This window comes from Acidisoma silvae, assembly GCF_020618775.1.
Classification (GTDB): domain Bacteria; phylum Pseudomonadota; class Alphaproteobacteria; order Acetobacterales; family Acetobacteraceae; genus Acidisoma; species Acidisoma silvae.
This window is the reverse complement of sequence record NZ_JAESVB010000030.1, coordinates 14,547-27,640: the sequence shown is the minus strand read 5'-3', so window position 1 is coordinate 27,640 and position 13,094 is coordinate 14,547. Positions and strand designations below refer to the sequence as shown.

Below are 13,094 nucleotides of genomic sequence, written 5' to 3'. Positions count from 1 at the left end.
GCAGCCAGCCTCAAGCCGTCCATGGGACCCAAGATCTCGACGTCGGTGAACACCAGGCCAATGTCCAAGCGTGCCGACAGTATATCTATCGCGCTATCCGCATCCCAGGCTTCAAGAACTTCAAAACCAGCGCCCTCAAAAATATCGATGGCGCTAAAACGAAGAATCGCTTCGTCTTCGACGATCAATACGATTGGTTTGCTTGGTGGTTGCGAGGATGCCATCTTATCGCCCCTCGTCGCTGGTCATGGCCGACAACGGAGCACGGAATTCCGCGGTCAGACCCTCTTGGGCGTAAGTCATCGTTACATCTCCTTTGCCTGCAAGGCCCATTCGAATCAGACGCGACCCGAACTCTCGTCTCCGCGGCTGCTCGACAGGCGGGCCGCCACGTTCCCGCCATCGCAAAGTGAAGAACGGTTGTTCTCTCGAATGGTCAATAGACCAAACCAATGTCACTTGACCATTTGCTTGCGACAAGGCGCCATATTTAGAAGCATTTGTCGCCAACTTATGGAGCAGCAATGTCAGCGATAATACTGCCTTAGCTCCAAGGTTTATATCCGAACCGGGATATCAAGTTGTTCCGGAGAAGCGTGAAGAGACAGAGCCCCATTGATGGCCGCAACTATCCGTGCGCGAGGCCAGTTTTTTCCGTAAAAGAATTTCGTGAACTTTACCGAGGCTGATCAGGCGATCCACAAATTCCTTGAGCGCCGCTTAGTCCGTGCTGCTGCGAATGGTCTGTAACGCGATGGCCTGCACGACAGCCAGGGTGTTCTTGAGACGGTAGCTGAGTTCTTCGTTGATAACACGTTCGTCCTGTTCCGCTCGCAATTTGGCGAGAGCAGCGTACGTCCGATCGGCCACAGCCTTGCAAAAACTAACCTCGCTGTCGGTCCCTCGGCGCAGCGATGCATTATGAACAAACATAATGCCCATCAATTGGCACTGATAGATGACGGGGGCTTGAATGACTGCCGCCGTGCCGATGCCGCGATAGTGGTGGGCCTCGTTCTCGGCCCAGCTTTCGTCCTTCAGATCATAAATCGTGATGGCGGAGCCTCTCTTGAGGCGAGCGAGGCTCTTGGAAAAGTGGGGGAGGGTATATTCGCCAACGATGCTGTCTAAAGCATCGTGCGTCCAGTCGTGCTCGACTTTAAAAATTCCGGCATTGCTGTCGATGGTGGCATATCCGCTGCGCATACCGTCAAGGACCGTGCCAAGCACGCGTGCAGCGACAGTATGAGCCTTGTAGTGCTGTACGAAAGTCACGCAGTTCGTCGCCCAGCACTAGAAGGCCAGCTTGCCGCAAATCCGACAGCTTTCGCTCGGTGATGTCGGCAATGGTGCCAGTGACGATTTTAGTCTGTCCTGCTTTGACACTCGTCTGACGCTTAGTAACCGACAGGTCAATCTGACCGAGGAAGGTATCGATGCAGCGCTTCGCGTCGGAAACCTGCCGGGCAGCACCATGATCGCTACGCGCGTCGGCACAGTCAGTCGTGTCGTTGCAGCCAGCCCAGGATATCTCCAAATTCGAGGTGTTCCGTTAACACCCGGGGATCTTGTCGGACACGACTGCATCGGCGTTGAGGGTTTTACCGGTTTAGGTTTTTGGAGCCTTGCCGACGGTGTCTAGATATCGGTTCGCTATCGCCTCATTGTCAATTCGACGGACGCTGCGTGTGAGGCGGCGAACGAGGGTATGAGAATTGTCTTAGTCTTTTCTCATCATGTCGCGCAGGACTTCCGGGATGGCACCCTGGTTTCGGTGTTGCCGGACTTCAAGCGAGAAATGCTTCCGATCAGCCTCGTCAGAGCTTCGAGAGAGTATCTGCCGCTGAAGCTGCGTGCTTTACCGGACTTTGTCACGCTGCGTTTGAAAGCGCGCCTTTCTGAGAGAGCGTGACAAATTTGGATCCAGTGTTTGAAGCATGAATGCGACTTAACCAAGAACGCAAATTCAAATCGGTGCATCGTTTCTAAGCCTGGCAATCCGCCGACTAAATCGAGGCCCAAAAACACGCACGCTGCTGAAGACCACTTTCAGCCCGCGCGGAAGTGTTTTTTCGAGCTCTTCCATGCCAGCGGGCACATTGGGTCTCGGGTGTAAATCGGTTTCTTCACTGGGAAAAGGAACCGGATCGTTCATCGACTGGTGTATATGCGGGCACAGCTTCTGAGCTTTTTTTGCGCAGTCGAGATGAACGGAAGGCACAGTGCTCGCGTAGCGCATAGTCTCGTCACCGAGCGTCACGAAGCCGCCTGTGACCAGCGGGAAGATATAGCGATCGCGCGCCAGTGTTTGACGTCCGCAAACATGACATAGGTGGCGGTGCATGGCACGGCGCTGTCGGCTGACATGAAGCGTTGCAAATTTGGGATCGCCTTTGCCTTGGCATTCCTGCTGGACAAGATCGACCCACCCCGGAAATTCTGATGACTCTTTGAGGTCGAACGATTGCTCGCTTGTCCAGGATACAGACAAAGGAACATCAGTCCCAACGCGCCAACTGCTCAATTGCTTATCCTTGCCTGATCGGCTTGGAGAAGAGCTATACAGAACTATTCCCTAAGGTTATCGAAAAAAGAGAAGGTCTCCGTTTAGGCGGCGGGTTTGAGCACCACCTTGGTCCAGCCATCGTCCCTTGAATCAAAATGCTTATAGGCCGCAGGCGCGTCGGCGAGAGGCAGCCTGTGCGAGATGATCTGGGAAGGTTTGGCTCGCCCGTGCTGAATCAGATTCATGAGCCGCCTGCTGTAGGCTTTAACGTTACATTGACCGGTCCCGATTTTCTGACCCTTGAACCAATAGGCACCGAAATCGAAGGCCATCTTGCCTTCCTTTTGAAGGTCATCCGCAGCATTCGGATCTTCCGCCACAAAGACGTCCACCACCCCGATACCGCCGGTCGCCCGAGTGCTCTGGACCAGCGAGTTCATCGTAAAGTTATTCCGCTCCTTGCCGTGGCGATCGCAACACTGGTAGCCGACGCATTCGCAGCCTCGGTCTGTCCCGAGGCCATTCGTCTTGTCCAAAATTTGCTTGACCGGGTCATCGTGGCGCATGTCGATGGGGATAGCGCCAAGCATCTCGGCCAATTTTAGTCGGTCGTCATGAGCATCGACGACAAAAACCTGCGAGGCGCCTCTGATCATGGCAGAATGCGCCGCCAGCAGGCCAACAGGACCAGCGCCATAAACCGCGATGCTTTCACCAGGCTGCAATCCAGCCAATTCAGTCGCGTGCCACCCTGTCGGGAAGATGTCGGATAGCATGACATAATCGTCTTCTTTTTCCGCGGCATCTTCCGGCAATTTGAGGCAGTTGAAGTCAGCAAAAGGCACCCGCAAAAACTCGGCCTGACCACCCTGCCAGGGACCCATCTCTGCGAAACCATATGCGGCACCGGCTGTTCCTGGGTTAGTCGTCAGACAAAATCCTGTCAGACCGCGCTCGCAGTTTCACAAAAGCCGCAACCGACGTTGAAGGGCATACAGACGCGGTCACCTTTTTTGATTTGTTCCACGCCAGCACCCACCTCGACTACTACGCCAAGGTTCTCATGCCCGAACACTTTGCCTTTCTCGAAGCTTGTCCGACCTTCATACATGTGGAGATCGGATCCACAGATATTGGTCGTCGTCAGTCGAATGATGGCGTCGGTCGGCTTTTCGATTTTCGGATCGTCAATAGTGGAGACGGAAACGTCCTTGGGGCCGTTATAAACAACTGCTTTCATGGGCCATGTCCTTGCATAGGTGACGCCGACATCGGGAAGAATGACGACAGCGCAGTCAGAGCCCGATAAAATTGAGAAGATCGTTCGATAGACGATCCGGGGCCGTCGCGTGCAAACCATGCGGTTCGCCCTCGTATTCGATGAAAGTCGCATGGGGAATGGCGGCAGCCGCGGCGCGGCCGCTCACGTCTATCGGCACTGTCTTATCGGCCGTACCGTGAATAATCAGTGTCGGTATCGTGAAGGATGCCATGTCGCCACGGAAATCCGTCTTGCCGAAAGCATCGACACATTCGAGGGTCGCCTTGGGGCTTGCCATGACGGCAAGTTGGAAGGTCCACTCCAGCAATGCGGAGCTGACAGGCCGGGAAACGAGGCCAATACCATAAAACTGCTTTGCAAATGTCTGGAGAAACTCAAATCGGTCCTGGCGGATATTCGCCTTCATCTCATCGAAGATAGACTCATTGACGCCCTCCGGGTTGCTGGCATCATTGAGGAGATAGGGAACAACAGAGGAAATGAGCGCGGCTTTAGCTACGCGTCCTCGACCATGCCGCTGCAGATATCGAGCGACTTCGCCGCCGCCCATGGAGAAGCCGACCAAGGTTGCGCCATGCACGTCTCTATCTTCCAACACCGCCGCTAGATCGTCCGCGAGCGTGTCATAATCATAGAGGCCGACGGGGTGTCCCGACTGGCCAAAGCCCCTTCGGTCATAAGTGATGACACGATAGCCAGCCTCAAGCAGCGCCAGCGTTTGATATTCGAACATATCTCCGGTCAGGGGCCAGCCGTGGATGAGAACGACCGGCTTGCCGGTTCCGGTATCTTTGACGTGCAGATTGACGCCGTCACGCGTCTCAACATAGGGCATAGAATTCTCCCGCAGCTCGGATTTATAAAATCACCAAATATCGGCGACTTACCTAGCTTGGTGCGGAAGCTTCCTTAGCCGATAGCCCTCGCTCCGACGTGATGGTCACAACAGGCATTGTGACCAGGCGAATCAAGCGAAAAAGAGCAGCAGTTGATTCCTAAGCCGCTACCAGCCCACGTTTTATCGTGATGGGAATAGATTTCGCTGCAGGCGTCTTACTGCCTTCAGCGTAATGCCCAATCGGAAGAAGCAAATTCGTCTCAGGATAATAGGCACCAATACAACCGGAAGGAATGTCGTAAGGAACGACCTGGAATCCTGATGCTTCCCTATGATGGCCGTCATTGGATTGGGTGACCATGGTGATTTCTTCGCCTTCGGCAAGCCCGAAGCGGGCAATGTCATCACGGTTCATGAATACGACCATGCGCGTGCCCTCTATCCCGCGAAACCGGTCTGAATACCCGTAAATGGTCGTATTGAACTGGTCGTTGCTCCGAAGCGTGATGAGACGCAGCGCATCCGGACCGCGTTTCTTTAGGTCGCTGTCCTCGTCCAAACCTTTGGGTGTGATGAAATTGGCTTTGCCAGTTTTGGTTTTCCATTCTCGGTCACGCGCCGGAAGTTTACGGTGAAAGCCGCCGGGCTCCCACATGCGACGGTCATAGTCATAAAAGTTCTCTGGGTAGGTTTCGCCAATCGAGGCTCGGATAGTGGTGTAATCGGCCATCCATCCCTCCCAAGGAACCTTCGGATTATGGTCAAGCGTTGCCATAGCTATCTGCGCCACGACTTCGACCTCGCTCTTGAGATGCTTGCCCGCCGGTGGCCGGACGCCTCGTGACCCGTGGATGCAGGAGGTACTGTCTTCCATAGACAACGCTTGGGGGCCGGTTTCCCGCTTGTCGATCTCTGTCCTCCCCAAAACCGGCAAAATGTATGAGACCTTGCCAGGCAGAAGGTGCGAGCGGTTCAACTTCGTGGTGATATGGACCGTCAAATCCAAGCCGCCCCAACACCGATCGGTACGCCCCTGGTCAGGAATGGCCCGCGCGAAATTGCCGCCGAGGCCGATGAACGCCGCCAGCTTCCCAGCCAATAATTCTTCAACCACTTCGACGGTGTTAAGACCTGTCTTCTCTGGCGGTTCGAAGCCGTATTGGGTTTTCAACTTGTCGAAAGGCACAAGCTCAGGCTTTTCGGTGATGCCGACCGTGCGTTGGCCCTGGACATTGGAGTGTCCTCGAACAGGGCATATTCCCGCACCTTCCTTGCCAATATTGCCCTTCAGCAGCAGGAGATTGACGAGCATCTGGATGGTCTGAACGCCAGCGCGGTGCTGGGTCAGCCCCATCCCATAAATCGCCATGGCGGCGGTCGACTTCGCGTATACAGCCGCCGTTGCAGCGAAGGCTGAGCGAGATAAGCCAGACTCTTGCTCTAGGTCTTCCCAAATCTGATGCCGAAGCCAATCCACGAATGTTTCAAAGCCGTGGGTGTGGTCGCGAATAAACGCGTCGTCAAAGATGGGTTGACCGCCCGATCTGCGTGCCTCATCGTCCATCTCGAAAAGCCGTTTGCAGATGCCGGTGAGAGCCGCAAGGTCACCCCCCGCTTTTACCTGATGATACTGGCTGCTGATGCGGGTCTCATGCAGCGTCAACATTTCGGCGGGAGACTGCGGATTAGTGAACCGCTCCAGCCCGCGCTCTTTCAGCGGATTGTAGGAGATGATTGGCACGCCGCGCTTACTGGCATCTTCCAGCTCATGCAGCATGCGGGGGCTGTTGCTTCCCGCGTTCTGGCCAAAGAAGAACAGGCAATCGCACTTGGCGAAATCCTCGAGGATCGTCGTGCCCACCGGCACGCCGATGCTTTCCGGCAAAGCCACCGACGTGGTCTCGTGACACATGTTCGAACTGTCGGGCAGATTGTTATTCCCGAATAGGCGGGCAAAGAGACCGTAGATATAGCTCGCCTCGTTGGACGTCCTGCCGGAGGAGTAAAAGACCACTTTCTCCCGGTCTTGGACGCCTTGAAGGCGTTTTCCGATATCCGCAAACGCCTCAGCCCAGGACACCTCAAGATAGCGATCGCTTGCAGAATCGTAGCGAAGAGGTTGCGTGATGCGCCCAGCCTGTTCCAGATCGTAGTCGGCCCATCCGAGCATTTTTGAGACCGTGTGTGTCTGAAAGAATGCTGGCGTTGCGCGATGGGTTGTTATCTCCCAGGCTGTCGCTTTGGCGCCATTTTCGCAAAACTCAAAGGGAAGAGGTTTGGCGGGCTTAGGCCAGGCACAGCTCACGCACTGAAATCCGTCGACTTTGTTCTGGCGCTCCAAAACCAGAGGACCACTTAGGAGAGCGCCTTCGCGATTGAGGATGGTGCCTAGCGACTTTACCGAACCCCAACCACCTGACGGTCCCGTGTAGGCCTTATGAGCCACTGATCGCACCGCGTGTTCCTCCGGGAATTCCCCGCGAGAGATGGGGCCCCGACCAGATGCCAGCAAGGGACGTGCTTGCCCAAACTTCCAAGGCACCAATATAAATACTCGTACAGGAGCAGCTCATGGCCCAGTCAATCGACTCAAAGGACGCGTCACCCGGTCCAGGGCAAACGCATCGCTTTATCAGTCAGGCCATATTGCCATTGGCCATTGCCTGGGCGACGGCAGTCGAAAATGCTGGCTATCAGGCAAGTCAAACAGTCAGGGAACATCCGGGGAAGTCAGCAATCTGCGCTTTGACGCTTGGGTTTGCCATCGCTGTGGTACGCGCCAAGGCTGAGCGGAAGCTTCGGAAAATCTAAAAAACGCCACCCTCCGGTCAGCCTTTCTTTTTTAGCTGCCGCCATCTTTGATAACGTGAACGGCTCGACCCATTCTGCGACGAATCTTCTACGGAATTACGCAGCGCAATCCCCAAATGTTGTCAACAAACATCTGTAGGGACAACACTCATGGCAGCCGCCATTCGCTTCTCTCGTGATTTGGAGACGTTTTCTGACGACGAGGACAAGGTCGTTCAGGATCTGAACGCCACGTTCGACACGATCCTGACGCGAACAGCAGAGGACTATCACCATGCCGTTCGTGCGGTACATGCCAAAGCGCATGCAGTGCTTGAGGGTGAGCTTTTGGTCGATGGCAATTTGCCACCGGAACTTGCCCAAGGTCTGTTCGGTAAGCCTGGTCAGCACAAAGCCTTCATCCGTCTTTCGACGAATGCCGGAGATATTCTTCCCGATGCGATCGCGCTGCCACGAGGGATGGCGTTGAAGATCTGTGACGTCGAGGGGGAACGGCTTGCTGGGGCGGAAGGCAACACGCAGGACTTTGTCATGGTCAATGGACCTATCTTTCAGGCCAAGACCGCTGACAAATTCCTGTCCAATCTCAAGCTGCTGGCAAAGACGACCGACAGGATGGAGGGCACGAAGGAGGTTTTGTCGGCGGTTTTGACCGGCGTAAACACCGTCCTGACATCGGTCGGAATCTCAAGCCCAAAGGTCCAGTCGCTTGGCGGCGCGCCAAACGTCAATCCTTTGGGCGAAACCTATTACAGCGTCACACCCTTCAGGTTCGGCGACTATGTCGCGAAATTCAGCGTCGCTCCTCTGTCACCCGAATTGACAGCTCTGACCGGGACAAAGATTGACGCGAAAGACTGGCCCGATGCCATTCGTGAGACCGTTCAACAGGATATGAAGAGCTTCAGCGGAGTTTGGGAATTTCGAGTTCAGCTTTGCCGGGACCTCGAACGGCAACCCATCGAAGACCCCACTGTCGAATGGAAAGAAGATGAGGCGCCGTTTGTCCGTGTCGCGCTCCTGACAATCCCCGCTCAGGATAGCTGGAGTGATACGGAAGTGAAGAATATTGATGATGGAATGCGCTTCAGCATTTGGACCGGTCTGGCTGCGCATCAGCCCTTGGGAAACATCAATCGAGCAAGGCGTGAGACTTATCAGCATTCCGCTGACTTCCGGCAGAAGTTCAATGGCTGCCCATTCCACGAGCCGACTACTTCGTAATCAAGCGTCAGTTGCCGCCAGAGCAAGCGAATGGCTTGCTCTGGACAACGACGGCAGCGGATTTTGCTGAATGCCGACGTGACGGCGCAATTTCACTCACAAATGTGACAGCCTTTTGGGTTGATCGCAGGGCCGGGCGCTTCAACCTAACCTGCTGTCATTGGCAATCTGTGGGAGACCTTCGAGATGCGTATCATCCAGTTGACTGTCGCTACCGCAATCCTTGCAACTCCGCTCGCCGCATTTGCGCAGAGCAGTGGCAACGGATCGGATAAGCCGCCTGCAACGCAAAACTCTGCCGTGCCGGGTGCGACAACAGACGGGAGCCTCGGAACCACGACAGGGAATTCGACATCACCAACAAATGGAACATCCGGAGGTGGTATGTCGGCGGCAAGCGGCGTCAAAGCCGGCGGTCAGGCCAAGCAGAATAAGACCACAACCAATCCATAGAGTTGGATTGGGTAATCCGGGGGCGCATGAGCATCGACCATCAGGCATTTAGCCAAACATGCGAATGACCAGACGGAATGATGTGGCACGGCGAAAGATTGGAATAGTGCATGATGACGAACCAATATGCGATGCAGGATCCACCGATCCAGTATCCCCAGCCGAAGTTCGAAGATCAGCCTCAAACTCCCCCCGGTCTGGCCAGGGATATGGTGCCCAAACCTGATCATGGCGAGAGCAGTTATAGGGGATTCGGGCGCCTTGCAGGGCGCAAAGCGCTTATCACGGGCGCGGATAGCGGTATTGGCCGTGCGGTTGCGATCGCTTTCGCACGAGAAGGCGCTGATGTCGTGCTTAATTACCTTCCTTCAGAGGAAGCGGATGCGCAGGAAGTCGTTCAATTGGCAAAGGAAGCCGGCGTAAAGGTAGCTGCCTTGCCGGGGGACATTCAGGACAAAGATTTCTGCAAGCACCTCGTCGCGCAATCGCTCTCAGCACTCGGCGGGATAGACATATTGGTCAATGTCGCAGGCAAGCAGACGGCCGTTGAGGCTATATCGGACCTGACGACCGAGCAGTTCGAAGCGACCTTCCGCACGAATGTCTTTGCCATGTTTTGGCTTTGCAAAGCGGTATTGCCGCATATGCCAGCGGGTGCCACGATCATTAACACGACATCTATTCAAAGCTATAGTCCCTCCCCGATGCTGCTTGATTATGCGCCGACTAAAGCGGCAATCACGGCCTTTACACATGCCCTTGCCAAGCAGGTCGTCAGCAAGGGCATCCGCGTAAATGCTGTGGCGCCTGGCCCAGTCTGGACGCCACTGCAGTCTTCAGGTGGCCAACCCGCCAAAAATATTCCGGATTTCGGCAGTGAAGTCCCCATGAAGCGACCTGGCCAGCCGGCTGAACTAGCTCCGGTCTACGTGTTGCTCGCCTCGCAGGAATCCAGCTACGTGACTGGGGAGGTCTATGGCGTGACTGGTGGAAACCCGATCTCATGACGGGACATCCGTCGCGCAGTTTCGAGCCCGGCGATTCGGTAACTTGGAACACCAGTCAGGGTGAAACCCGCGGAACCGTAGCAAAAAAGCAGACTTCTCACACCCATATTAAAAGCCATAAGGTGAAGGCGTCGGTGTCTCACCCGCAATATATCGTCGAAAGTGACAAGTCGGGAAAACAGGCCGCCCACAGGCCTAAAGAATTGAAGAAAATTTGACCGCGCTGGCTGAACTGGACCGCATAAAGTCATAATCCAGTCGGCAGTTGCCCGCGAACTTTGGGCGGAAAACCTGGAGACAGTTGATGCCTCGTGGTGACAAGTCGTCCTATACGGACAAACAGGCTCACAAAGCGGCCCATATCGCTGAAAGCTACGAAAGCCGCGGTGTGTCCGAAAACGAAGCCGAGCGGCGCGCTTGGGCGACCGTCAACAAGGAAGATGGCGGCGGTAAGAAAAGCGGCTCGGGCGTGGGCCACCCTGTCTCACATGCCTCGTCGCCCAAAGGTGGCAAGCTTGGTGGCTCAGCCTCCGCTGCACGACCGAAAGCGGGCCGATCGGCCGCCGCTCGCAAGGCAGCCGCAACACGCAAGCGAAACGCGTCGTCCAAGGGTTAGCGGTCCCACAGCATGCCACTTCACATCACCTGGATGGACGCCGCCACACGCCTGCTCTTGACGATGGTTGCCTCCGGCGTTATCGGCTTCGACCGTGGCGCGCGTGGCCATGCAGTGGGTTTTCGGACGACTATCCTAGTCGGGCTGGCCGCTGCCGTCGCCATGATGCAAGCCAATATCCTGCTCCCCGTCGATGGCAAGACGGCAGGCTCTTTCGCCACAATGGACCTGATGCGCCTTCCGCTGGGGATTTTGACCGGCGTCGGCTTTATCGGTGGTGGCGCCATTCTGCGCCGCGGTGACCTTATCACGGGTGTAACCACTGCGGCGACCCTTTGGGTCGTGACCGTCATTGGCCTCTGCTTCGGTGGCGGCCAGGTCACCCTGGGGATCACGACGACTATCCTGGTTGTCTTCACTCTGGCCGCTTTGAGGCGAATCGAAACCAGATTGCCCCGAGAGCGGAAAGCGCATCTCATTATTCAATCCCCGGATTCTACGGAGGCATCGGGAACACTACCGGGCCTTCTGGCGGCGCAAGGCTATCACGCGAGGTTCTATGCCCAGCGCCTGTCGGAAGACCGATCGGCGGTTCAACTGGAATACGAAATCGGCTGGATACAGCGGGATAAAGACGATCTTCCTCCTGAGTTGTTGACCATCATCGCCGCACGATACCGTATTTTGTCCTTCGAGATGACCTCGGAAAGCCACGCCTAAAGTTCGCCACGCTTCGCCAGGGCCTTGATGCGATCCGCCGTGCGGAGAGAAATCGCGGTAATCGTCAGCGACGGATTGACCCCGCCCATGGTCGGAAAAATAGAGCCGTCGCAGATCCAGAGATTGGGAATGTCCCAGCTGCGGCAATCGGCATTCACGACACTGCTGCGCGCGTCGCTGCCCATGCGCGCCGTTCCTGCCAGATGGTTGGTGTCATCCTCCTGTCGGAAGATGTCCTTCGCCCCCACGAGGTCGAGGCTCCGCTCCATCTCGCCCAAAGCGTGCTGGATCAACGCCTTGTCGTTATCGCCCCAGCTATAGGTGATGCGTGGAATGCGCAGGCCGTATTGATCAACCTCGTCCGTCAGGGTCACGCGGTTGCGCTCATCCGGCAGCATTTCCCCCACCATCTTCAGACCGACCTGATGATTGTAGCGCATCATCTCCTCCCGTAGCGGCGCGCCCCAACGCTTACGGGACCCGGCGACGATCGTCGCCCATTCCACCGGCAAGGGGCCTTGCGCCATCCAGCAATAGCCGCCGTGGAAATCCTTGCGATCCTCGTAGTTCCAATGCTCGGTGATGCTGAGCGACGGCGGACCCTTATTCCACCGCACCTCCTTATCCATCACGCCGAACACCGCCTGATTAGACTGCGTCATCAAATTTTTGCCGACGAGACCGGAACTATTGGCGAGGCCGTCCGGATAGCGGTCATTGGCGGACGCCAGCAGCAGCCTGGGCGTCTCGATCGCATAGCCGGCCACAATGACGTTGCGCGCCTTCTGAAACCGCCAGCGCCCCTCGCGATGATAATGCACGCCGGTCGCGCGTCCGTCCGGTCCGGTCTCGATACGGCCGACCATGGCCAGATCGCGGATCTCGGCGCCGGCCGCGATGCCACGTGGAATAAAGGTAACGAGCTGGCTTTGCTTCGCATTAGTTGAGCAGCCAAATCGGCAGAAGCCGCGATAGACGCAGGGCGGTGAATCGCCATGCGGCGCGGAGACGGTGGCCAGCGGCGTCGCCGTCCATTGATAGCCCATCGCTTCCGCGCCACGGGCGAGAATTTCGGCGGCGCCGTTCAGCTCATGCGCGCGATAAGGATAGCGCGGGCGTTTCGGCCCCCAAGGATAACGGACTGGGCCTGAAATGCTCAGCGCCTTTTCGGCGCGAGCGTAGTAATCCCACATCTCCCGCCAATCGAGCGGCCAATCTGCGCCATAGCCGAGCAAACTGTGCGACTTGAACCATTCCGGGCGAAAGCGCAGCGACACCATGGCGAAATGCACGGTGCTGCCGCCCACCGCCTTGCCGCTGTTTTTGCCGCCCATGCGGATGGGATTGGCGCCGTCGATGATCCGCTCATCCAGCCAGTAGAGCTTCTGCTGCTCGATCTCGTCGGAGGCGAAATCTTCCAGCGGGCGGAAATAGGCGCCGGCATCGAAACCGATGACCGAAAATCCCTGCTCGGCCAGACGCGCGATGAGCGGTCCACCGCCGGCACCGGTGCCGATGACGACGAAATCGACTTCCTCATTGTTGTCATGCTGCTTCATGGGCAGCCAGCCGCCCGCCTTCATGACGTCCGGCGCACGGCCGCCGATGGCACGCGGCGCGGCAAAAGGATCAGACAA

At 56.5% G+C, this 13,094-nt stretch carries 14 protein-coding genes and 1 pseudogene; 7 read left to right on the top strand and 8 right to left on the bottom strand.

What is annotated here, in order from left to right:
- Positions 1 to 224, bottom strand: a 224-nt coding sequence (locus tag ASILVAE211_RS24520; RefSeq protein ID WP_227323995.1) for a response regulator, incomplete at its 3' end; no start/stop codon positions are given.
- Between the two features lie 496 nt (positions 225 to 720).
- Positions 721 to 1,275 carry an HWE histidine kinase domain-containing protein gene (locus tag ASILVAE211_RS26430; RefSeq protein ID WP_227323994.1) on the bottom strand — a complete coding sequence of 185 codons (555 nt, stop codon included), beginning with the start codon at positions 1,273 to 1,275 and terminating at the stop codon, positions 721 to 723.
- Positions 1,276 to 1,306: 31 nt separating this feature from the next.
- Here ASILVAE211_RS26430 and ASILVAE211_RS24510 point away from each other — a divergent pair.
- Positions 1,307 to 1,912 (top strand): annotated as a pseudogene (locus tag ASILVAE211_RS24510) (LysR substrate-binding domain-containing protein).
- Positions 1,913 to 1,966: 54 nt separating this feature from the next.
- On the opposite strand, the gene ASILVAE211_RS24505 reads toward ASILVAE211_RS24510, so the two are convergent.
- The 5 genes from ASILVAE211_RS24505 to ASILVAE211_RS24485 all read right to left on the bottom strand — a co-directional run bounded on the left by ASILVAE211_RS24505 (position 1,967) and on the right by ASILVAE211_RS24485 (position 7,072).
- Positions 1,967 to 2,524: a hypothetical protein gene (locus ASILVAE211_RS24505; protein ID WP_227323993.1), complete on the bottom strand. Its 558-nt coding sequence runs from the start codon at positions 2,522 to 2,524 to the stop codon at positions 1,967 to 1,969.
- A gap of 83 nt (positions 2,525 to 2,607) precedes the next feature.
- The gene (locus ASILVAE211_RS24500) at positions 2,608 to 3,390 is read right to left on the bottom strand and encodes a zinc-binding dehydrogenase (RefSeq protein WP_227323992.1); all 783 of its coding nucleotides are present in this window, start codon (positions 3,388 to 3,390) and stop codon (positions 2,608 to 2,610) included.
- A gap of 59 nt (positions 3,391 to 3,449) precedes the next feature.
- Entirely contained in the window at positions 3,450 to 3,746 is a 297-nt protein-coding gene (locus ASILVAE211_RS24495; RefSeq protein ID WP_227323991.1) for an alcohol dehydrogenase catalytic domain-containing protein, read from the bottom strand.
- A gap of 55 nt (positions 3,747 to 3,801) precedes the next feature.
- Positions 3,802 to 4,623, bottom strand: a complete 822-nt coding sequence (locus ASILVAE211_RS24490; RefSeq protein WP_227323990.1) for an alpha/beta fold hydrolase — start codon at positions 4,621 to 4,623, stop codon at positions 3,802 to 3,804.
- A gap of 160 nt (positions 4,624 to 4,783) precedes the next feature.
- Entirely contained in the window at positions 4,784 to 7,072 is a 2,289-nt protein-coding gene (locus ASILVAE211_RS24485; RefSeq protein ID WP_227323989.1) for an FdhF/YdeP family oxidoreductase, read from the bottom strand.
- Positions 7,073 to 7,197: 125 nt separating this feature from the next.
- Between ASILVAE211_RS24485 and ASILVAE211_RS24480 the strand changes: the two genes are divergently transcribed.
- The 6 genes from ASILVAE211_RS24480 to ASILVAE211_RS24455 all read left to right on the top strand — a co-directional run bounded on the left by ASILVAE211_RS24480 (position 7,198) and on the right by ASILVAE211_RS24455 (position 11,457).
- A complete protein-coding gene (locus ASILVAE211_RS24480; protein ID WP_227323988.1) occupies positions 7,198 to 7,437 on the top strand; it encodes a hypothetical protein in 240 nt (79 codons plus the stop codon).
- A 150-nt stretch (positions 7,438 to 7,587) separates the two neighbouring features.
- Positions 7,588 to 8,661, top strand: coding sequence for a catalase family protein (locus ASILVAE211_RS24475; protein ID WP_227323987.1), 1,074 nt, complete (start codon positions 7,588 to 7,590; stop codon positions 8,659 to 8,661).
- Between the two features lie 563 nt (positions 8,662 to 9,224).
- Positions 9,225 to 10,121: an SDR family oxidoreductase gene (locus tag ASILVAE211_RS24470; RefSeq protein WP_227323986.1), complete on the top strand. Its 897-nt coding sequence runs from the start codon at positions 9,225 to 9,227 to the stop codon at positions 10,119 to 10,121.
- Positions 10,118 to 10,339: a hypervirulence associated TUDOR domain-containing protein gene (locus tag ASILVAE211_RS24465; protein ID WP_227323985.1), complete on the top strand. Its 222-nt coding sequence runs from the start codon at positions 10,118 to 10,120 to the stop codon at positions 10,337 to 10,339. The genes ASILVAE211_RS24470 and ASILVAE211_RS24465 overlap by 4 nt, the downstream gene beginning before the upstream one ends.
- A gap of 86 nt (positions 10,340 to 10,425) precedes the next feature.
- Complete coding sequence (locus ASILVAE211_RS24460; protein ID WP_227323984.1) at positions 10,426 to 10,737, top strand: plasmid stabilization protein; 312 nt, start codon at positions 10,426 to 10,428, stop codon at positions 10,735 to 10,737.
- A gap of 12 nt (positions 10,738 to 10,749) precedes the next feature.
- Positions 10,750 to 11,457, top strand: coding sequence for an MgtC/SapB family protein (locus tag ASILVAE211_RS24455; RefSeq protein WP_227323983.1), 708 nt, complete (start codon positions 10,750 to 10,752; stop codon positions 11,455 to 11,457).
- Here the strand turns inward: ASILVAE211_RS24455 and ASILVAE211_RS24450 are convergent.
- Complete coding sequence (locus ASILVAE211_RS24450) at positions 11,454 to 13,094, bottom strand: GMC family oxidoreductase (protein ID WP_227323982.1); 1,641 nt, start codon at positions 13,092 to 13,094, stop codon at positions 11,454 to 11,456. The genes ASILVAE211_RS24455 and ASILVAE211_RS24450 overlap by 4 nt on opposite strands.

What these genes read in the sequence shown, in the direction of transcription:
- ASILVAE211_RS24500 (WP_227323992.1), bottom strand. Translation starts at nt 3,390, where the DNA reads ATGGGTCCCTGGCAGGGTGGTCAGGCCGAGTTTTTGCGGGTGCCTTTT.
- ASILVAE211_RS24495 (WP_227323991.1), bottom strand. Translation starts at nt 3,746, where the DNA reads ATGAAAGCAGTTGTTTATAACGGCCCCAAGGACGTTTCCGTCTCCACT.
- ASILVAE211_RS24490 (WP_227323990.1), bottom strand. Translation starts at nt 4,623, where the DNA reads ATGCCCTATGTTGAGACGCGTGACGGCGTCAATCTGCACGTCAAAGAT.
- ASILVAE211_RS24480 (WP_227323988.1), top strand. Translation starts at nt 7,198, where the DNA reads ATGGCCCAGTCAATCGACTCAAAGGACGCGTCACCCGGTCCAGGGCAA.
- ASILVAE211_RS24475 (WP_227323987.1), top strand. Translation starts at nt 7,588, where the DNA reads ATGGCAGCCGCCATTCGCTTCTCTCGTGATTTGGAGACGTTTTCTGAC.
- ASILVAE211_RS24470 (WP_227323986.1), top strand. Translation starts at nt 9,225, where the DNA reads ATGATGACGAACCAATATGCGATGCAGGATCCACCGATCCAGTATCCC.
- ASILVAE211_RS24465 (WP_227323985.1), top strand. Translation starts at nt 10,118, where the DNA reads ATGACGGGACATCCGTCGCGCAGTTTCGAGCCCGGCGATTCGGTAACT.
- ASILVAE211_RS24460 (WP_227323984.1), top strand. Translation starts at nt 10,426, where the DNA reads ATGCCTCGTGGTGACAAGTCGTCCTATACGGACAAACAGGCTCACAAA.
- ASILVAE211_RS24455 (WP_227323983.1), top strand. Translation starts at nt 10,750, where the DNA reads ATGCCACTTCACATCACCTGGATGGACGCCGCCACACGCCTGCTCTTG.